At 60.8% G+C, this 19,924-nt stretch carries 16 protein-coding genes; all 16 read left to right on the forward strand.

The features are described from left to right. The first annotated feature begins 70 nt into the window (after positions 1–70). The 16 genes from GXX82_17455 to GXX82_17530 all read left to right on the forward strand — a co-directional run bounded on the left by GXX82_17455 (position 71) and on the right by GXX82_17530 (position 19,737). Positions 71–1,087, forward strand: coding sequence for a TRAP transporter substrate-binding protein (locus tag GXX82_17455; protein NLT24832.1), 1,017 nt, complete (start codon positions 71–73; stop codon positions 1,085–1,087). 69 nt (positions 1,088–1,156) lie between these two features. Continuing rightward, the gene (locus GXX82_17460; protein NLT24833.1) at positions 1,157–1,645 is read left to right on the forward strand and encodes a TRAP transporter small permease; all 489 of its coding nucleotides are present in this window, start codon (positions 1,157–1,159) and stop codon (positions 1,643–1,645) included. Next, complete coding sequence (locus GXX82_17465; GenBank protein ID NLT24834.1) at positions 1,638–2,939, forward strand: TRAP transporter large permease; 1,302 nt, start codon at positions 1,638–1,640, stop codon at positions 2,937–2,939. The genes GXX82_17460 and GXX82_17465 overlap by 8 nt, the downstream gene beginning before the upstream one ends. A 541-nt stretch (positions 2,940–3,480) precedes the next feature. Beyond that, on the forward strand, positions 3,481–5,061 hold the full coding sequence (locus tag GXX82_17470; GenBank protein ID NLT24835.1) for an acyl--CoA ligase: 1,581 nt from the start codon (positions 3,481–3,483) through the stop codon (positions 5,059–5,061). Between the two features lie 56 nt (positions 5,062–5,117). Further along, positions 5,118–6,263 (forward strand): acyl-CoA dehydrogenase, encoded by a 1,146-nt coding sequence (locus tag GXX82_17475; protein NLT24836.1) that lies wholly within the window; start codon positions 5,118–5,120, stop codon positions 6,261–6,263. A 379-nt stretch (positions 6,264–6,642) separates the two neighbouring features. Then, positions 6,643–7,737, forward strand: a complete 1,095-nt coding sequence (locus tag GXX82_17480; GenBank protein NLT24837.1) for a (Fe-S)-binding protein — start codon at positions 6,643–6,645, stop codon at positions 7,735–7,737. Between the two features lies 1 nt (position 7,738). Further along, the gene (locus tag GXX82_17485) at positions 7,739–8,515 is read left to right on the forward strand and encodes an electron transfer flavoprotein subunit beta/FixA family protein (protein NLT24838.1); all 777 of its coding nucleotides are present in this window, start codon (positions 7,739–7,741) and stop codon (positions 8,513–8,515) included. Further along, the gene (locus GXX82_17490) at positions 8,512–9,444 is read left to right on the forward strand and encodes an electron transfer flavoprotein subunit alpha/FixB family protein (protein ID NLT24839.1); all 933 of its coding nucleotides are present in this window, start codon (positions 8,512–8,514) and stop codon (positions 9,442–9,444) included. Before GXX82_17485 ends, GXX82_17490 begins: the two co-directional genes overlap by 4 nt. Next, entirely contained in the window at positions 9,444–12,158 is a 2,715-nt protein-coding gene (locus tag GXX82_17495) for an FAD-dependent oxidoreductase (GenBank protein ID NLT24840.1), read from the forward strand. The genes GXX82_17490 and GXX82_17495 overlap by 1 nt, the downstream gene beginning before the upstream one ends. Further along, a complete protein-coding gene (locus GXX82_17500) occupies positions 12,155–13,825 on the forward strand; it encodes a CoB--CoM heterodisulfide reductase iron-sulfur subunit A family protein (GenBank protein ID NLT24841.1) in 1,671 nt (556 codons plus the stop codon). The genes GXX82_17495 and GXX82_17500 overlap by 4 nt, the downstream gene beginning before the upstream one ends. Positions 13,826–13,858: 33 nt before the next feature. Then, a complete protein-coding gene (locus GXX82_17505; protein ID NLT24842.1) occupies positions 13,859–14,266 on the forward strand; it encodes a hydrogenase iron-sulfur subunit in 408 nt (135 codons plus the stop codon). Beyond that, on the forward strand, positions 14,256–15,260 hold the full coding sequence (locus tag GXX82_17510) for a 4Fe-4S binding protein (GenBank protein ID NLT24843.1): 1,005 nt from the start codon (positions 14,256–14,258) through the stop codon (positions 15,258–15,260). The genes GXX82_17505 and GXX82_17510 overlap by 11 nt, the downstream gene beginning before the upstream one ends. Further along, the gene (locus GXX82_17515; GenBank protein ID NLT24844.1) at positions 15,247–15,705 is read left to right on the forward strand and encodes a hypothetical protein; all 459 of its coding nucleotides are present in this window, start codon (positions 15,247–15,249) and stop codon (positions 15,703–15,705) included. Before GXX82_17510 ends, GXX82_17515 begins: the two co-directional genes overlap by 14 nt. A gap of 1 nt (position 15,706) precedes the next feature. Further along, positions 15,707–16,387: a hypothetical protein gene (locus GXX82_17520; protein NLT24845.1), complete on the forward strand. Its 681-nt coding sequence runs from the start codon at positions 15,707–15,709 to the stop codon at positions 16,385–16,387. Then, positions 16,384–18,183, forward strand: coding sequence for an FAD-dependent oxidoreductase (locus GXX82_17525; protein ID NLT24846.1), 1,800 nt, complete (start codon positions 16,384–16,386; stop codon positions 18,181–18,183). Before GXX82_17520 ends, GXX82_17525 begins: the two co-directional genes overlap by 4 nt. A 222-nt stretch (positions 18,184–18,405) precedes the next feature. Continuing rightward, entirely contained in the window at positions 18,406–19,737 is a 1,332-nt protein-coding gene (locus tag GXX82_17530; GenBank protein ID NLT24847.1) for a glycerate kinase, read from the forward strand. Positions 19,738–19,924: the final 187 nt, after the last annotated feature.

Below are 19,924 nucleotides of genomic sequence, written 5' to 3' on the forward strand. Positions count from 1 at the left end.
GGGGGTTTCGGGGGTGGCATCAAAATTGCTTTTCAAAAGCATCAACAAATCCAAGATCAAGGGGGTTTTTATGAAACGGTGTGTGAGTATCGTGTCCGTTGTCCTTATCCTTGCGGTGGCTTTCTGTTTTACGTCGGTGCCGGCGAGCGCCCAGGTGAAGCTTCGTTTCGCCACCTTCTTTCCCGTGAGCCATCCGAACGCGGCCATCACGGCGGAGTGGTGCAAGGAGGTGGAGAAGAGGACGAACGGGAAGGTGAAGGTGCAGCATTTCCCGGGCGCGACCCTGACGTCGCCCCAGTCCCAGTATGACAGCATCCTGACTGGCGTCGTGGACATCGCGAACTGTGTCCTCGGGTACACGATGGGGAAATTCCCCCTCTCCGAGATCCTGGACTACCCGCTGGGTTATCCGAGCGGCGCCGTCGCGACGAGACTCGGCAACGAGTTCTATAAACAGTTCAAGCCGAAAGAATTCGATGACGTGAAGGTCATGTACTTCCACGCCCAGGGCCCGGGCATACTCCACACGAGAAAACCCGTGAAGAACCTCGATGACCTGAAGGGTATGAAGATACGGACCTTCGGCTCCAACGCGAAGATGATGTCCATGCTCGGCGGTTCGCCGGTTGCCATGCCCATGGGCGACGCCTATGACGCCCTGTCCAAGGGTGTCGCCGACGGCCTCCTGTGCGGCTACGAGGCCCTGAAGGGCTGGAAGCTCGGCGAGGTCGTCAAGTCGACGACGGAGAACTACGGCACCGCTTACACCGCGACCTTCGTCATCGCCATGAACAAGGCGAAATGGAACAGCATTCCCCCCGACGCCCAGAAGGTGATCGAGGCGATCAACCAGGAGTTCATCGAGAAACAGGGCAAGCTCTGGGACAAGATGGATCAGGACGGAAAGGAATTCTCCACGAAGAGGGGAAACCAGGTGGTCAAGCTCTCCGCCGAAGAGAACCAGAAATGGGTCACCAAGATCGAGCCGCTCTTCGCCGAGTATGTCAAGAAGATGAAAGAGAAGAACCTTCCCGGTGACAAGGCGCTCAAGTTCGTCCGCGAGTACATAAAGAAGAACACGAAATAGCCCCCATAAGGCCAGGCTGCCGGGGAGAATAAACGGCCCCGGCAGCCGGCTCCCTAAGGAGGATGATCGATGAACAGCGTCGTCGGTGCCGTCAGGAGGTTTAGCGGCTGGATGAACGGGTTGAGCGGCATCGTTCTGTTCCTGATGATGATGCTCACGGTGGTGGATGTTGCCCTTCGGATCTTCTGGAAACCCATCACGGGGACCTATGAGCTCGTTGCGATGGCAGGGGCCGTCGTCGTGGCCTTTGCCATACCGCAGACCTCCTGGGACAATGCCCATATATTCGTGGACTTTTTACTTGAGAAACGTTCCCGGGGGGTAAAGACGGCCTTCGGCTGCTTCACGAAGGTCCTCGGGGTGATACTTTTCGTGATGTTGGGCTGGTACCTCCTCACAAAGGCGAACCACCTTTTCCGAGCCGGGGATGTCTCCCTCACCTTGGGAATACCCTACTATCCCGTAGCCTATGGGCTGGCGTTCTGTGCCTTCATGGAGGTCCTCGTCCTCGTCCTGCACATCGTAATGCTGTTCAAGGGTGGTGAGAACAATGGATGAAATAACCATAGGGGTCATCGGTATCTTTGTCCTGCTGGCACTCTTCCTGACCGGCTTGGAGCTGGCCTTCGGCATGGCGCTCATCGGTGTGGCGGGGTACGCTTACATCGTCGGGCCCGCACAGGCAATGAACATGCTGGCCAACGATTTCTACGACTCTCTCGAGTCATACAGTCTCACGGTGGTGCCGCTCTTTGTCCTCATGGGGCAGATCGCCTTCAACGCCGGGGTGGCAAAGCGTCTCTACGATTGTTGCCACAAGTTCCTGGGGCACATCCCCGGAGGCCTGGCGATGGCCACCGTTGCCGGAGCGACGATCTTCAAGGCCATATGCGGCTCCATCGTGGCGACGAGTGCCACCTTCGCGAGCGTCGCCGTGCCCGAGATGGACAGGTTCAACTACAGCAAGAAGCTCTCCACGGGTATCGTGGCCACCGTCGGGACCCTTGGTGTTCTTATCCCCCCCAGCGTGACGCTCATCCTCCTCGGCCTCATTACGCAGGTCTCCATAGGTAAGCTCTTCATGGCGGGATTGATCCCGGGCCTCATGATCTCCTTCTTCTTTGCCGTCGTCATCTTCGGGTGGGCCCGCATCAACCCGGAGATAGGACCAAAGAGCGAGAAATACTCCTGGCCGGCCCGTGTGAAGACCCTTCCCGATGTCATGTGGCCGGTGCTGATCTTCCTCGTCATCATCGGCGGGTTGATGAACGGTTTCTTCACGCCCACCGAGGCAGGCTCGATCGGCACCTTCGCTGTCCTCGTGCTGTGCGTCCTGAAGGGTGACATCAAGTTCCAGGGTATCCGGCAGTCGATCAAGGAGGCCCTCCGGACCTCCTGTATGGTCCTTGTCATCGTGGCGGCCTCGACGGTGCTGGGCCACTTCATCGCCGTCACGAACATCCCCAACGGTGTGGCGGAATGGGTGGTGAGCCTACCGGTCCATCGCCACATCATCATGATCTTCATCTTCCTGATCTACCTCATCGGTGGTTCCTTCATCGACGACCTCGCGTTCCTCATCCTCGCGACACCGATATTCTACCCTGCGATCACGAACATGGGATATGACCCGATCTGGGCGTGCATCATGCTCTCCCTTACCGTCTGCGTGGGTTCCGTCATCCCGCCGGTCGCCATGTGCGTCTTCGTGGTGAAGAACATAACCAAGGTCCCCATGGGTGTCATCTACAAGGGCGTGTACCCCTTCCTTCTCGCGCTTTTCCTCTGCGTGGCGCTCCTTTTTGTCTTCCCCGAACTGACGCTGTATCTGCCGTCGGTTCTCATGAAATAGGCCGTTCGTATACACTCCTTCAATGCCCGGGCCGGATGGAGCGCTGCCATCCGGCCCAAAGCTTGTAAAGACGGTCTCAGGTTTCAGGTCTCAGGTTGCAGGTTAAAGACCTGAGAGGCGGTTCAAGAGTTCAAGGGGTCAAGAGTTCAAGGGAAGAACCATCGGAGTGAGAGGGCGGGCAGAGTAGGTTCGGCAATTGTGTTGACAATTGAGGGGGGTCGGCGCTTTGCCGGACCTCCTGCCCTGTCAGACCTCTGTAATGAAATTGAACAGGTGTGCAGAAAATGCACAGGCGGGAGACAGACAGGGTTACCGGGGTCCCGTGCGTGCCCGTCCCGCCGTTCTTTATCGTTTCCATCACATCCACGTAACAGCCCGAAATCAATCGTATAGCGAGAGCCCGCCCCCACCAGTCGGTTCTCTTGTCTTCAACCTGAGACCTGCAACCTGCGACCTGCAACCGTCTTTTCAGTGGCATGCTAATTGCTCATGATGATGTGCGAATCTCACTCTATTACTGCACTTCAGGAGGCGACTGGAAATGACCCCGAACCATGACTTTCAGACGGTAAGGACGTTGATCGCCCGCAACGCAGCCCTGTACCCGCACAAGACGGCGATGAAGGAATTCGAGACAGGAAGGAGCTGTACCTTTGAGGACCTGCTGGAGAGGGCGAAGAAGATCGGAAGCGCCCTTCACGGCATGGGGGTGAAGAAAGGGGAGCGCGTCGGCATCATGAGCCAGAACAGCTACGAGTACATGGAGCTCGTCCTGTCCGTGACGGCGGCGGGATATGTCTTCGTGCCCGTGAACTTCAGGCTGGCAGGCCGGGAGATGGCGGGGGTCCTCTCCGACGCCGAGCCCGTGGTGCTCTTCGTCCAGGAACAGTACGTGAAGACGGCGCAGGAGATAAAAGGAGAACTGCCCTCGGTGCGGGAGTACGTGCACATTGGGCCTGTCGAGACCCGGCCCGACGGGTGGCGCGGATACGAGGAGATGATACAGTGCGCCGCACCGATGGGATGGGTCGAGGCCCTCGACGAGGATGACCTTGCCATGCTCATGTACACGAGCGGGACGACGGGTGCGCCGAAGGGGGTCATGCAGACCCACCTCAACCTCTATCACTGCGGGCGCACCTGCGCCTTCAACAACTGCATCGAAACCGAGGACATCGGCTTCACGATATGCCCCATGTATCACGTGACGGCGACGACCTCCTTTTTCGGTCCCTTCTACCGGGGGGCGACGAGCATCCTCTTCCAGAAGTTCGACGCCGAGGCCCTCTTCGAGGCCGCCAGGGAAGAACACATCGTCGCGGGCATGCTCGCGACGCCCATGGTCCGCATGCTCCTCGACGTGTGGCCCTCGGTGAAGGACCGCTGCGACGTGTCGAGCATGAAGAAGCTCTGGTTCGCCGGGGCGGGCATCATCCCTGCCGTCTACAAGCAGTTTATCGACACCTTCGGCTGCATCCTCGGCGAGCACCACGGCACCACGGAGACGACGGGCGTGACGGCGAACCTCTCGGCGAAGGACATCGCGAAGGAGCTCACCGACGACAACCTGCGTATCCTGGAATCCTGCGGAAGGGACGCCTACGACTGCGAGGTCCTCATCGTCGACGACAACGACAACCCCGTCGTCGCTCCCGGCGAAGGGGAGATGAAGGTACGCGGCCTCGGCACGTCGCTCGGCTACTGGCGCAAGGAGGAACAGACGAAGAAGGCCTTCCGGAACGGCTGGTTCTACACCGAGGACATCTGCCACATCGACGAGAAGGGCTACATTTATATAATAGACCGCAAGAAGGACATGATCATCACCGGCGGCGAGAACGTCTACCCGGCGGAGATAGAGAAGGTCGTCAACGAACACCCCGCAGTGCGGGAGTCGTCAGCCATAGGCGTGCCCCATCCGGTGTGGGGAGAAGCGATAGCGGCGATCGTGGTGCTCAACGACGGCGCGACCCTCGACGCGGCCGGACTGATACAGTACTGCAAGGGCAGGATAGCTGGTTACAAAGTGCCCAAGATCGTCCATTTCATCCCGGAGATGCCGCGCAACCCCGCGGGCAAGATCTCGAAGCCGGAGCTCCGCAAGCAGTTCGGCGCAGCCTGAAGGGACAGACGGGTCAGCGGCACAGATGCCGGGAATAACCTTTTGGAGGAAGACAGATGGAACTGACAACGGAACAGAAGGACATATGCAAGGCGGCACGTGAATTCGCCGAGAAGGAGTTCAGGGACAAGGCGAAGGATTTCGATGAGAAAGAGGAGTTCGACCTCTCCATCGTGAAGCGCGCAGCCGAGAACGGCTTCATCGGGGTCTTCATCAAGGAAGAGTACGGGGGAGCGGGCCTCGGGTTCCTCGAGCATTCGCTCATCACCGAGGAGGTGTGGCGTGTCGATCCCGGCTGCGGCCAGAACATCTGCTCCGCCGGTTTCGGCGCCGAGATGATCCAGACCTTCGGAACGGAGGACCAGAAGCGGTTCTACCTCCCGAAGATCGCGTCCGGCGAGGCCATCATCGGCACGGCGATAACGGAGCCCGACGCGGGCAGTGACGTGACGATGGTGAAGACCCGCGCCGAGAAGAAGGGCGACACATATGTCATCAACGGCGCGAAGATGTTCATAACGAACGGGTGCAACGCGAAGTACCTCCTCGTTTACGCCGTCACCGACCCCGAGGCGAAGGACGTGCACAAGAGATGCAGCGTCATACTCCTCGACACGGCGACCCCGGGCTTCACGGCGACGAAGATCTACGGCAAGATGGGCATCAGGGCCTCGAACACGGCGGAGGTGAGCTTCGACAACGTGGAGGTTCCCGCCGAGAACCTCATCGGCAAGGAGGGCCGGGGTTTCTACCAGCTCATGGAGTTCTTCAACATGACCCGCAACCACGTCGCCGCGCAGGGCGTGGGCGTCGCCCAGGGGGCCCTCGAGATGGCCATCTCCTACGTGAAGAAGAGAAAGGCCTTCGGCGGATATCTGTCGCGGCTCCAGGGCGTGCAGTTCAAGATAGCCGAGATGGCGACCCGCATCGAGGCCGCCCGCAGCCTCTATTGGAGGGCCGCGTACCTCCTCGACAACGGCAAGCTCGACCCCGCGCTCGTTTCCATGGCGAAGTGGTTCGCCGGCGAGACCGCTGTTTACGTGGCCAACGAGGCCCTGCAGCTCCACGGCGGCTACGGCTACATAATCGAGTACGATATTCAGCGGTTCTACCGCGACGCGAAGATAGTCGAGATCTACGAAGGCTCCAAGGAGGTCGAAAAGGCGGTCATCGCCAGCGAACTGCTGAAACGTGTCTTCTAGACGCGGCTTGAACCACTTGAATGACGTGAGCGGTTTGAGGGGCATAGACGGAAAGATCTTTCCCCGGTTCCTGGGGATATCGTTTCCGGCCCTCAAGCCGCTCTCGCCGCATTGTTGTTCCGGCCATTCCTCTCGCTCCAACAGTTCCGACAATCAAAGCCGCTCACGCCACCATATGCCTGTATCAAAAGTATACACCTGTTCCATAGCGAACACGCGGGGGGTGTTGCATCCTGTGCCGCGTTTGGGCTAACATACCATAATAATTGGCGAAGGGTTACCCGGCTTTTTTGGTATCCCCATTGCATATGTCCTTGCACCGGAACATGGAAAATAATTACCGTCATACATATGGAATCACCATCGGGGGTTACGTGTAATGGTTGAACAAGCCGCGACCAGGGTATTGACATGCATCCAGTGCGGGAAGTGCACGGGGAGTTGCCCCGAATCGGGCAGGACGCCCTTCAACGTGAGGATGCTCGTCAGGAAGAAGCAGTTCCAGTCCGCCATCGACGAGGCCCTTCCGTGGTACTGCACCTCCTGCGGCGCCTGTACCATACGGTGCCCGAGGGACGTGAAGCCTTCGGAGGTCATCATCGAGCTTCGCGCGAAGCTCGTGGAGGACGGCGACATCCCCGTCGCGCTCCAAAAGGCCCTGGAGAACACTTTCGTGCAGAAGAACCCCTGGGGACGTTCCCGCAACAAGCGCGCCGACTGGGCGCAGAAACTCGATTTCGAGGTTCCCCACGTGTCGGAGACCCAGAGTAAGAGGCTGCTCTTCGTCTGCTGCATACAGGCCTACGACCCGAGGTGCATGGTCATTCCCGTGAATGTCGCGCGGCTCTTCAACGCCGGTGGTTTGGAGTTCGGCATCCTCGGCGAGGAGGAGGCGTGCTGCGGCAACGAGATCCGGCGCATCGGGGAGGCGGGTCTTTTCGAGGAGCTCATGGAGGAGAACAAGGCGGCCTTCGAGGAGTACGGCGTCAAGGAGATCGTCGCCCTCTCGCCGCACTGCATGAACGTCCTGAAGAAAGAGTACGGGGACCTGGGCATCAAGGTCGTCCATTACACGGAGCTTCTCGCACCCCTCGTCGAAGAGGGTGCGATCAAGCTGCCGGGGTCTTTCGGGAAGAAGGTCATCTACCACGACCCCTGTTTTCTCGGGAAACAGAACGGTGTCTTCGATGAGCCGCGCTCGATCCTCGGCGCCGTCCCCGACCTCGAGCTTCTCGAGTTCTCCCGGTCGAGGGAAATGTCCCTGTGCTGCGAAGGCGGCGGCGGAAGGATGTTCTTTGAGGTCGAGGCGACGTACCAGCGGAACGCCGAGGTCCGCGTCCTCGACGCCGTCAGCAGGGGTGCCGAGATCATCGCGACGGCATGCCCCTTCTGCGTCATGACCCTGGAAGACCCGGCCACAGAAAAAGGTCTCGCCGTGAAGGAGCTTTCAGAAATACTTACGGAGGTCTTATAAGATGAATATCCTTGTATTTACGAAGAGGGTTGCCGCAACCCAGGAAGAAGAGCTGCGCATCACCGGGGAAGGGCAGGCCGTCGATCTCTCGAAGGTGCCCTTCAAGGTCAATGACTGGGACAACTACAGCGTGGAAGAGGCGGTGCGCATCGTCGACAAGGCGGGCGGTTCGGTGACGGCCATTTCCATCGGTGACGCCGAATCCGACGAGGTTCTGCGGCGCGCCATCGCCATGGGGGCGAAGGACGGCTTTCTCGTGGAAACGGGGGATGTCCTCAACGACCCCTTCATGAGGGGCGAGCTCATCCGCAGCTTCATCGACAAGGAGAAGGTCCCCTTTGATATCATCCTGACGGGTGTGCAGTCGGAAGACGACCAGTTCGGGGCCGTCGGAGGTATCGTTGCCGCCCTGATGGGTCTTCCCTACGCGTCCATGGTGATCGGCATCGACGCCGTCGAGGCTGACCATGTCATGATCCGCAGGGAGCTCGAGGGAGGCCTCCAGGAGAAGGTGAAGGTGGCAACCCCCTGTGTCCTTTCGATACAGAGCGGCATCAATGAGCCCCGGTACGTTTCCATCATGGGTATCCGCAAGGCCTCGAAGGTGGAACGCAAGGTCTTCAAGGCAGATGGATATGAAAAGGGCTCCCCTAAGATCGAGCTCACGAAGTGGGTCTATCCCGAGAAAAAGGGCGGGGCGACGATGCTCGAGGGAGAGCTCGCCGATGTGTGCGGCCAGCTCCTCGGCATTCTCAAGGAGAAGGGGGTGTGCCAATGAGTTACACGCTGATCGTTGCAGAGGTGAGGCGCGGCGTCTTCGAGGAGAGGAACCTCGACTCGCTGGGTCTTGGCGCCCTTCTCGGAGGGCAGTCGGTCCTTCTCGTCCCGGACGGGGCCTATGAGGTGGCGGACAAGCTCGTCGACGCCATCGTGAAGGTCACGGCAGCCGAAGAGGTGTACCTCAATCCCATGAACATGGGGAAGATACTGGAAGCCCTCTTTGCCGCGAAAGGCAAGCCGGACCACATCCTCTTCACCCAGTCCTCATCGGGGATGGAAGCTGCGGCATACGCCGCGGGCCTTTTCGGAATGCCCGTGATAACAGATGTGAGCGGTTATGACAGGGATGCCGGCATCTTCCTGAAGAGCTACTACTCCGATAAGGTCTTCGGGCAGTTCAAGGCCGCGGGCTCTCCCGCCATACTCACCGTGAGGAGCGGGAGCTTCCGGGAGTTCGCGGTGGAAAAGGCCGCCGCTCCCGCGGAGACCATCGAAGCCGTCCCCGCCGTCGAGACCCGTACATTCGTGGAATACGTCGAGGAAGAGAAGGCGGACATCGACATCACCAAGGCGGAGTTCCTCCTTTCCGTGGGAAGGGGTGTCGGGAACCAGGACGAGGTCTCCGGCTACGAGGAGCTTGCGGGCATCCTGAAGGCGGTCCTTTCCGGATCGCGCCCCGTCATCGACAAGATGTGGCTGCCCAAGGCGCGGCAGGTGGGAACGTCGGGCAAGACGGTGAAACCGAAGGTATACCTTGCCATGGGCATATCGGGCGCCTTCCAGCACATCGCGGGCATGAAGGACTCGGACTGCATCATCGCCGTCAACAAGGACCCGGAGGCCCCCATTTTCCAGTATGCCCATTACGGCATCGTCGGGGACATCCACAAGGTGCGTGACAAACTCAAAGAGCTGGCAAAGGGCTGATGGACGAAAAAGAAACAAAAGTTCTCGTTGTGGGTGGAGGGATAGGCGGCATCACCGCCGCCCTGGAGATCGCCTCCTGCGGCATCAATGTGACCATGGTGGAAGAGAGTCCCTCCATCGGGGGCAGGATGATACAGCTCGACAAGACCTTCCCCACCCTCGACTGTTCCACCTGTGTCCTTTCACCGAAGATGGTGGAGGTCGCGCTGAACCAGAAGATAGACCTCCTGTCGTGGGCGAAGGTGATGGCCGTGAAGAAGGAGGGCAGGGGGTTCACGGCCACCATCCTGAAAAGGTCCCGGTACGTGGACCTGAAGAAATGCACCGCCTGCGGCGTCTGTTCCGGAGGCTGTCCGGTGGTGATGAAGAACGAGTTCAACGTGGGAACGGGACCGCGGAAGGCCGTCTACATCCCCTTCCCCCAGGCCATTCCCAACAAGGCCCTCATAGACAAGCGGGAAGAGCGCCTGTGCAACATGGCCTGCATGGATGCCTGTCCCGTCAACACCAATGTGCCCGGCTACCTGAAGCACATCAGTGAGGGGAGGTTTGCCGACGCCTACAGGCTCATCAGGGCGACGAACCCCTTCCCGTCGGTCTGCGGCAGGGTCTGTTACGCCCCCTGCGAGAGGGTGTGCAACAGGGGCGAGATCGACGAGCCGCTGGCGATCCGGGACCTCAAGCGCTTCGCCGTCGATAACTTCGACATCGCCTCCCTGGAGGTCCCCCAGGTGCAGAGGACGGGCAGGAAGGTGGCCGTGATCGGCGCCGGCCCGGCGGGGCTTGCCTGCGCCAACGACCTCGCCCTGGAAGGCCACGACGTGACCGTGTACGAGGCGCTCCCCGAGCCGGGCGGCATGCTCCGGTATGCCATTCCCGAATACAGGCTCCCGAAGGAGGAGTTGAAGGGCGAGATCGACTATATCCGCAGGCTCGGGGTGGAGATCCTCTGCGGCGTGGATGTTGGCGGAGAAAAGACCGCCGCCGTGATCCGGGACGCCTGTGATGCCCTCTTCGTGGCGACGGGTGCCCCGAAGGGTCTTCCCCTCGGTGTGGAAGGCGAAACGCTTGAAGGGATCGTCGACGGCATCAGGTTCCTGCGTGGTGTCAACAGGGGCGAGCACGTGTCCCCTGGCGACCGTGTCGCGGTCATCGGCGGCGGGAACACGGCCGTCGATTGCGCGCGGACGGCAAAGAGGCTGGGCAGCGCGTCCGTCACCGTCGTCTATCGCCGCACCCGGGAGGAGATGCCCGCGGCCGGCGAAGAGATAGACGCCCTGCTTCACGAAGGGATAGGCATCGAGTTCCTCGCCGCGCCGGTCCGTTTCCGGGGGGATGGCGGAAAGGTCGCGGAGATGGAGTGCGTTCGCATGGAGCTGGGCGAGCCCGATGAGAGCGGCCGCCGCCGGCCCGTGCCGAAGGCCGGTTCGGAGTTCACGATGCCCGTGGACTCGGTCATAACCGCCCTGGGCCAGGCCGTGGAGACCTCTTTCCTCGAATCCCTTGGCGTCGCCCTGGGCAGGGGGGGCACGGTGACGATAGACCCCGCGACGGGTGCCACCAACATCGAAGGGGTGTTCGCGGGCGGGGACGTGGTCACCGGGCCCGCGTACGTCATCGATGCCATAGCCGCCGGAAGGAAGGCGGCGTGGTCGATCGGCTCCTACCTCAGGGGCGAGGCCCCGGCGGGCGATGAGGAGCGCGGCACGCCACAGAGGCTTTCGGAAGAGCAGCGTGAGGTCCTCACCGGCAGGATCGAGCACCTGCCGCGGATAGCAATGCCCGAAGAGCCGGTGGGCGAGAGGGTTACCGATTTTCGCGAGGTGGGGCTCGGCTACCCGAGCGCGGACGCCATGGCCGAGGCACGACGGTGCATCGCCGGCCAGGTCGAGGGATGCATAGGGTGCGGGGAATGCCTCCGTCGCTGCGAGGCAAAGGCAATAGACTACTCCATGCGGGACGAACTGGCGGAGATGTACTTCGACGGGATCGTCGTCGCCCCCGGTTTCGACCTCTATGACCCAACGGAGAAGACGGAGTTCGGCTACGGCAGGCTGAAAGGTGTCATAACGGGGATGGAGTTCGAGAGGCTCACCTCGGTGACGGGGCCGACGGGTGGGGACATCGTCATGAACGGGAAGACGCCGAAGCGCTTCTACTTCATCCAGTGCGTCGGCAGCCGCGACCGCCAGAGCGGTGCCCGATTCTGTTCCCGGGTCTGCTGCATGTACACGGCAAAGCACGCGTGCATCGTGAAGGACAGGATCAAGGATGCCACGATCTATATCTCCTACATCGACGTGAGGACCTACGGCAAGGGCTACGAAGAGTTCTACAAGAGCACCCAGGAGAACGGCGCCATGTACATCCGCGGCATCCCCGGAGAGGTGACGCAGGGCGAGAACGGCCTCCTGGTGCGTGTCGAGGACATGCTCTCCGGCGAGCTCCACGAGATAGAGGTGGATGTGGTCGTCCTCGCGACGGGGGTGAGGCCCCGGGCGGGTACCAGGGAGATGTGCGAGATGATGTCCCTCGAGAGGGACGAGTACGGTTTCATAAGCACCAGCGTGGTGGAGCCTTCGAGAACGAGCGTGGACGGCATTTTCGTCTGCGGCATGGCATCGGGGCCGAGAGACGTCCCCGACACGGTGGCCTCGGGAGGGGAAGCGGCGTCGCGGTGCATGGAATACGTGAAGGAGAGTGCCTCTTCATGAAAACAGGGATCTTCATCTGCCACTGCGGGCACAACATCAAGCACACGGTGGACGTCAAGAGGTTGAGCGAGTTCTTCGGGAAACTGCCGAATGTGGTCGTTTCCCAGGATTACCCTTTCGTGTGCTCCGAGCCGGGGCAGGACTTGATCAGCGAGAGCATCGAGAAGTACGGCCTCGACCGCGTCATCGTAGCGTCCTGCACCCCGTCCCTCCACGGCGAGATGTTCAAGGATGTGCTGAGAAAGAAAGACCTCAACCCCTTCCTGCTGCGCAGGGTGAGCATCAGGGAGCACTGCTCGTGGGTGGGCGACGACATAGAAGAGAACACGGAAAAGGCGAAGAGGCTTATCCTGTCGGGTCTCTACGGCGTGGCGCACCAGGTTCCCCTCGAGGAAAAGATCGTGGAGGTCAACAAGACGGCCCTCGTCATCGGGGGCGGTGTTTCGGGTCTCTCCGCGGCGCTTTTCCTGTCGAAGATGGGCATGCAGGTCTATCTCGTGGAAAAGGAGCCTGAGCTCGGCGGGGTCGTGCGGGAGATAAGGAACATCTGGCCGGCGAGGACGAGCGGCGCGAAGATAACGGGAGACATGGAGAAGGAGCTCAGGAGCAGGCAGAACGTGGAGATCCTGACGTCCTCGGAGCTTAAGGCCTTCGAAGGCTTCTTCGGCAACTACCAGGCGACCCTCGACACCCCGGCGGGGGAGAGGAAGATCATCATCGGCGGGGCGGTCGCGGCCATAGGCTTCGCGCCCTTCGATCCCGCGATAAAGCCCGAGCTGCAGTACGGGAAGGACCCGCGGATCGTGACGACACTCGACCTCGAGCGCGCGGGCGAGCTTGCCCTGCCCGAGAATCCCCGGGTCGCGATCCTCCACTGCATCGGTTCCCGGGACGAGCAGATCGGCAGGCCCTATTGCTCGCGTATCTGCTGCATCAACGCCCTGCGCGTGGGAGAAGCCGTCAGGGAAAGGTACGCCGATTCCTACGTGGAGTCCTTCTACATGGACATGAGGGCCCATCCGCGGGGGGCCGAGGAGTTCTTCGAAGACACCCAGGAAAAGGGAGTTCTCTTCACCCGGGGGAATATCGGGGAGATCGTGCCCGCGCCGACGGGGATCCTCCTGAGGGGTGAGGACACGCTTCTCGGCGAGACCTTCGAGCGCGAGTTCGACCTCGTGGTCCTCTCCATCGGGATGTCCTATCCCGTGGACAGCCAGAAGCTCGCCACGCTTCTCAAGATCAGCCTCGACAAGGACAGGTTCTTCCTTGAGGCCCACATCAAATTGAGGCCTTTCGATACCGCCGTCAAGGGTATCTTCATCGCCGGTTCCTGTTCCGGGCCCAAGGACATGGAGGAGTCGATCAACCACGGCAGGGCCTCGGCCCTGAAGTTGTATGGCCTTTTGAACCTGGGCTACGCCTTCGTGGACCCCTTCATCTCCTTCGTGGACCCCAAGCGGTGCAGCGGCTGCCGCATGTGCGAGCAGGCGTGCTTCTCGAAGGCGATAAAGTACGATGAGGACAAACGGGTCGTTCACGTCGAGGAGGCCGCCTGTCAGGGCTGCGGGCTCTGCAACGCCACCTGCCCGTCATCGGCGATCAGCCTGAGGGGCTATTACGACGCCATCCTCGATGATGAGATAAGCGCATTTTTGGAGGCAATATGACCTCGAACGACGTCAAGGGTAGAGGGGAAGTACATGGAAGATAGAACGGCAAAGAACCCGGAGATCGTGGGTTTTGCGTGTACCTACTGTACATTCAAGGCCTCGGAGATGGCGGGAAGCCTGAGGATGAAGTACCCGGAAGGGGTGAAGGTGATCCAGGTTCCCTGTTCCAGCAGGGTCGACCCGGCCTTTGTGATAAAGGCCATCTTCGAGGGGGCCGACGGCGTTTTCGTCGCGGGCTGTCACCCGGGGGACTGTCACTTCATCAAGGGCAACTACTATACCCGCCGGAAGATAGCGGCCCTGAAGGAGCTTTTCGACGCCTTCGGCATGAAGGACAGGCTCCGGCTCTTCTGGGTGAGCGCCTCGGAGGCGCGGCGGTTCGTTGAAAAGGTGACGGAATTCTACAACGACATAAAGGAAAAGAAAAATGCAGGGTAAGAAGATAAAGAACGGCGCACTCGAAAGCGCTCTCGACACGTTCCTCGCGGAGAAGGAATACCTGGTGATGGGGTTCGAGAAGGACGCGAGCAACGTCTACCACCGGGTCTTCAAGGACAGACTGGACAACTACGCCCTCATGAGCCCCGTCTTCGCCATGAACGGCGCCCTCTACCTGAGAAGACTCTTCGCGAAGGGGGCGCAGATCATCCTCATGCTCCGGCCCTGCGAGATACGGTCCTACGTGGAGCTCGTCAAGCTGACGCAGATAGAACCCGAGAACATCATCGCCGTGTCCGTCGATTGCTTCGGGACGGTCTCGTCGAAGAAGGAGGGCGACATCCCGGCCGGAGAGGAGCTTAAAGGGCTCACGAAGGATGCCGAAAAGGCGCGCTGGGCCTGCGCGAACTGCCGCGAGCGGCGCGGTGTCGTCGGTGACGCGGGGATACGCGTCGACGCGAACGGGGACTACTGGGCCTTTCCCTACACGGACAAGGGACAGGCGTTCTTCTCCCTTCTCGAAGGCGAGGCCGCCGAAGCGCCCGCGCAGATGGCAATAGGACCTGCCGAACCCCGGCCGGCGTTCCAGATCGACATGAAGGAGTTCGCCAAAGACTTCTCGAAGTGTATCATGTGCATGAACTGCCGCGATATGTGTCCCGTGTGCTACTGCGTTGACTGCGTCTTCAACGGCGACGAATACCTGCCAAAGGGTGACGCGCTCTTCAACAAGGTCTTCCGCGCCGGGTCGACGGGGATGCCCCGGGGCAAGGAACTCTTCCACCTCATCCGCATGTACCATGTCTCCCAGACCTGTGTGGGATGCGGTGCCTGCGAGGAGGCCTGCCCTCAGGGGATACCGCTGACGAAGTACTTCAAGGGCGTCTCCGAGAGGCTCCAGGGGATGTTTTCCTACATGTCGGGACGCAGCAAGGACGAGATCATACCTTACCTTACCTTTATAGAGGAAGAACTGAAAGATGCCGAAGACTGAGCACGCCCTGGAACTCACCGATTACGGAAGGCAGGACTTCGCCGTGTGCCTGGGATGCAAGATCTGCGCCTCGGTGTGCACCGTGAACGACCTGTCTCCCGGCACGAACCCCCAGGAGATGCTCCAGAGGCTCTTCCTGGGACAGGACGTGGCCGCCGACGAGCCGCTGGTGCGCTTCTGCACGGGATGCTACCGCTGCACCGGCGCCTGCCCCTGGGAGATACGCATACCCGAGGTGGTAAGGGCCCTGCGCCATGAGCTCGGGACGGAATCTCCCTTCGAAAAGGCCTTCAAGGGGTCGGTCTCTCTCTTCGGCAGGGTCTACGAGCCCTACGTGCTCATGAAGGCCGTGCCCTTTCTCCTGAAGGGAGGGTACATGAAGCACATGACGCGGTGGATGGAATACATGGGTTTCCACCTGCCCCACAAGGTAAAGGGGATGTAAGATGGAATACGGCTACTATCCCGGCTGCTCGCTGACAGGCTCGGCGCACAGGCTCGACAAGGGCATCAAGAAGGTCTTCGCGAAACAGGGCCACACCTTGAGGGAGATACCCGACTGGAACTGCTGCGGGGCCTTCGAGTACGGTGACCGGAGGGAACTCGCGGGGCTTTCGAAAAAGAACCTCGAGAAGGCACGGGGGCATTTCAGCGAGATCGTCGCCCCCTGTCCGGCGTGCTACAAGAACCTGAAAGAGGCGGACGAGGAGCGGGAATTCGCGGTCACGCACCCTCTTGACCTCTTCGACGAGGCCTTCTTCGCCGCGATGAAGCAGGACCGCGACCTCACCGGCCAGGTCTTCACGCCTTACTATGGCTGCATCCTGCTGAGGCCCAAAGAGACGGCGATACGGAACACCACCGTCATGGAGGAGACCATCGCCCGCTTCGGCGGGGATGTGTCCGGCGAGGCGGTGAAGGACCGCTGCTGCGGCGGCAATCAGATCTTCATCAACAAGGACGTCACGGAGAAGCTCTCGCGTCTCGTCCTCGACAGGTCGCAGGGGACGATCGTCGTTTTCTGTCCCCTCTGCCACATGGCGATGAAGACGTTCTCCGGGGAAAGGAAGGTCGTCTACTACACGGACCTTCTGCTCCACATCATGGGAGAAGGGGGTGCCCTGTGAACGTGCTGATACTTGGCGGGGGCATAAGCGGCGTATCGGCGGCCAAGGTCGTTCTGAAGGAAGGCCACAGGGCGATCATCCTTGAGAGCACGCCGGAGCTGGGCGGCACCATGGCCCGCATCGCGAACTGCCGCATCGGGTTCAAGACATTCTTCGACGAGATAAAGGACCACCCCAACCTTGAGGTCATACGGGGCGCGTCCGTCACGGCGGCGCGCAAAGAGGCCGATGGGTTCTCGGTTACCTTGAGTGACGGCGAGGTGGTCGAGGCCCACCGGGTGATCGTGGCCGCCGGCCTTTCCCCCTATGACCCCGTCGAGTACAAGGGCAAGAGGGTCTTGACGAGCCTCGAGTACGACGCCCGCATCGACCAGAAGAACGGCGAACTGCCGGAAGACTTCACCAAGATCGGGTTTTTCCTCTGCGTGGGCTCGCGCTCGAAGGAGTACCCCCTGTGTTCCTCGGTGTGCTGCTCCTACACGATCCGCGAGGTCAAGTGGACCCTGCAGAGGGCGAAACCGGAGATAGCGGTCTTCTACAACGACTTACGGCTCTTCGGTCAGGAATTCTACCTCGAGAAGGTCTACCGCGACGCGGGCGTCCGCTTCGTGCGCGCCAATTCCCGCTACTTTGAAGAAGACGAGGAGGGTGTGACGGTCCGTTACTTCGTCGATGGAGTGCTCAGGGAGGAACGATTCAATTACATCGTCCTTGCCATCGGGCTGCGCCCCAACCCCGGGCTCAAGGACCTCTCCGCCCTCTTCGGATTTTCCCTCAACGAATACGGCTTTGTCGTGGAGGAAGAGCCCCTCGTGACGGACGCCCCGGGCGTCTTCGCCTGCGGCGGCGCCCTGGAGCCCATGAACATCAAGGATTCCATCATGACAGGCTTTGGCGCCGGTGTCCTTGCCGTGAAGGACGCGGACCTCCTCCTGGCCGCCGCCAGGGAAGATGGTCTCATCAACGACGAGGACCCCCCGGAGATCACCATGCCCGAGGGCGACTTCGGGTCCTGCGCCTTCTATCTCGGTACCGGCGACGCCGGCGACGCGATGTTCTACGAGTACATGTCGGCCCGCTTCATCGAGGCCGCGCGGAAGCTGAACGAGGCGGACAAGACCGTCTACATTGTCACGAAGAACACCGTGATGCCCTCCTACGACGAGGTGACCTTCGAGAAAGCGAGACGCGAGGGCGTCATCATCATCAACCTCGAGGAAGGCGAGAACTTCAGCGCCTCCGACGGTGCCATCCACATAGGCGGGCCGGGACGGGACCTCACCCTGGCGGCGGACCGGGTGGTTTCCTTCGACGATTACACCGAGCATTTCAAGGGCAGGGAATTCCTCTGTGTCTATCGCTCCGAGCCCCAGCTGCGCTGGAACCCGACGCGGTGGAGCCGCAAAAAATACCACATCGGCTTCTTGCGTCATCCCCGTGACAGGCGCTGGAAGCCGCGCGAGGTCCTCGGAGCCCTCGGCGAGATCCTCCTCGACCGCGGCGAGGAACGCCTCTATCCCACGGTGGCGGAAGAGAGCTGCAGTGGTTGCGGCTCCTGCAAGAACGCGTGTCCCCAGCAGGCCATCGACATCATGATCAAGCAAAGAGATCTGTCCATCTTTGGTCTCTTAAGCTCAACGAGCGTCCCCATAGCGCACATAGACGAAGGTGCCTGCGTGGCCTGCGGCCTGTGCGTGTCAACGTGCCCGTCGGACGTCATCAAATTCCCGTCTGAGGAAGAGAAGCACAAGATCGAGGAATGCATGACGCACGTGCCATCCGAAAAGACGGCTTGAACGAAGAGAAGACCGCTTGAGCCGCTCGAACGTTAAAAAATAGAAAATACTGCTGCTCGTATCTTTGACCTGGTGCGAATACGGTTGCTCCAGCCTGTCGGAGATGTGGAGGCTTATTCTTTGTTTCCCACGCTTAAGCCGCTTAAGCCGCTCAAGCCATTCAAGCCATTCAAGCCATCTTTATGTCTTGAACTTGATCCTTTACGAGTTATACTAGTTACTATGACGCCGGAAAAGAGAAGAGACGCGATCGTTGATATTTTCAGGGCAGGGCTTCGGGCTGTTGATCCGGGGCGGTCCGTGAGGGAGCATATGCCTCATGTGTTCAACGTGTGCCGGGAGACGGGTGTCACGGAGGTGGAGGTCATCGCCCTCGGCAAGGGCGCGGCCACCATGGCGAAGGCGGCCATGGACGAACTCAACGACAAGGTCCACGCCAGGGGGATCGTCCTTACGAAGTACGGCCACGCCCATGGTGTTGTCTTTCACGGCAACGTGGAGGTCTTCGAGGCGGGACACCCCATACCGGACGAGGCGGGCCACGCGGCGGCGCAGAGGATCCTGAGGGTCCTTGAGGACGCCGACGAGACAATGCTTGCCCTCTTTCTCATCTCCGGAGGCGGCTCGGCGCTTCTCGCGTCCCCCGCGGAGGGCATGACCCTTGCCGACAAGCAGGCCGTGACGGACCTCCTGCTCAGATCCGGCGCCAGCATAGACGAGCTCAACACGGTGCGCAAGCACCTCTCCCGGGTAAAGGGCGGCAGACTGGCGAAGGCCGCCTACCCCGCCCACGGTATATCCCTTATCCTCTCCGATGTCATCGGCGACCGCCTGGACGTCATCGCCTCGGGCCCCACGGCGCCCGATCCCTCGACGTACGCGGAGGCCATCGATGTCCTCGGCAGGTACAACCTGAAGGACAAAGTCCCCGCCAATGTCATGAAGATACTCCTTGACGGCGCCGCCGGTACCTTCCCCGAGACCCCGAAGAAGGGCGACCCCGTCTTCGCGAACTTCGAGAACATCATCATAGCCGGCAACCAGAAGGCCACAGCCGCCGCCGAAGCACGCGCGATCGAACTCGGCTTCAACCCCGTCGCCCCCGCCAACAACGTGGAGGGCGAAGCCAGCAAACTGGGCGCCCGCTACGCCCGCGCCGTCAGGTCCACCCAGAGATGGATAGGCAACGACCCCCAACGCCAGAGCATGTGCTTCATCTACGGCGGCGAACCGACGGTAACGGTGAAGGGGGACGGCAAGGGGGGGCGGAACACGGAGCTGGCACTGGCCTTCGCCATCGCCGCTGACGGTATGGAGGGCGTCACGTTCCTCTCGGCGGGTACCGACGGAACGGACGGGCCCACGGATGCCGCGGGGGCCATAGTGGACGGGGGGACGGTGAAGCGAGGGAGAGAGAAGGGGCTCGACGCGCGGGAGTACCTGGAGAGGAATGATTCGTACAGCTTCTTCAAGGAAACGGGAGAGCTATTGATAACGGGGCCGACGGGGACGAACGTGATGGACCTCGAGATCGTCCTTATTGAGCGCCCTTGAAGGGCGCGTTAGAGCCGTTGGAAGGTGGAAGAAAAGACGGCTTGAATGGCTTGAGCCGTTTGAACAGCTTGAGCGTTAACAGATAGAAAGACTTGAAGACTTACCTCACGCCCTCGCGTCGCAGACGGGAATGAAAGACACCGCACAGAGACCCCGCGCAGGTTATCCTCCTGAACCCCGAGGTTTG

Source organism: Syntrophorhabdus sp. (genome assembly GCA_012719415.1).
Classification (GTDB): Bacteria; Desulfobacterota; Syntrophorhabdia; order Syntrophorhabdales; family Syntrophorhabdaceae; genus Delta-02.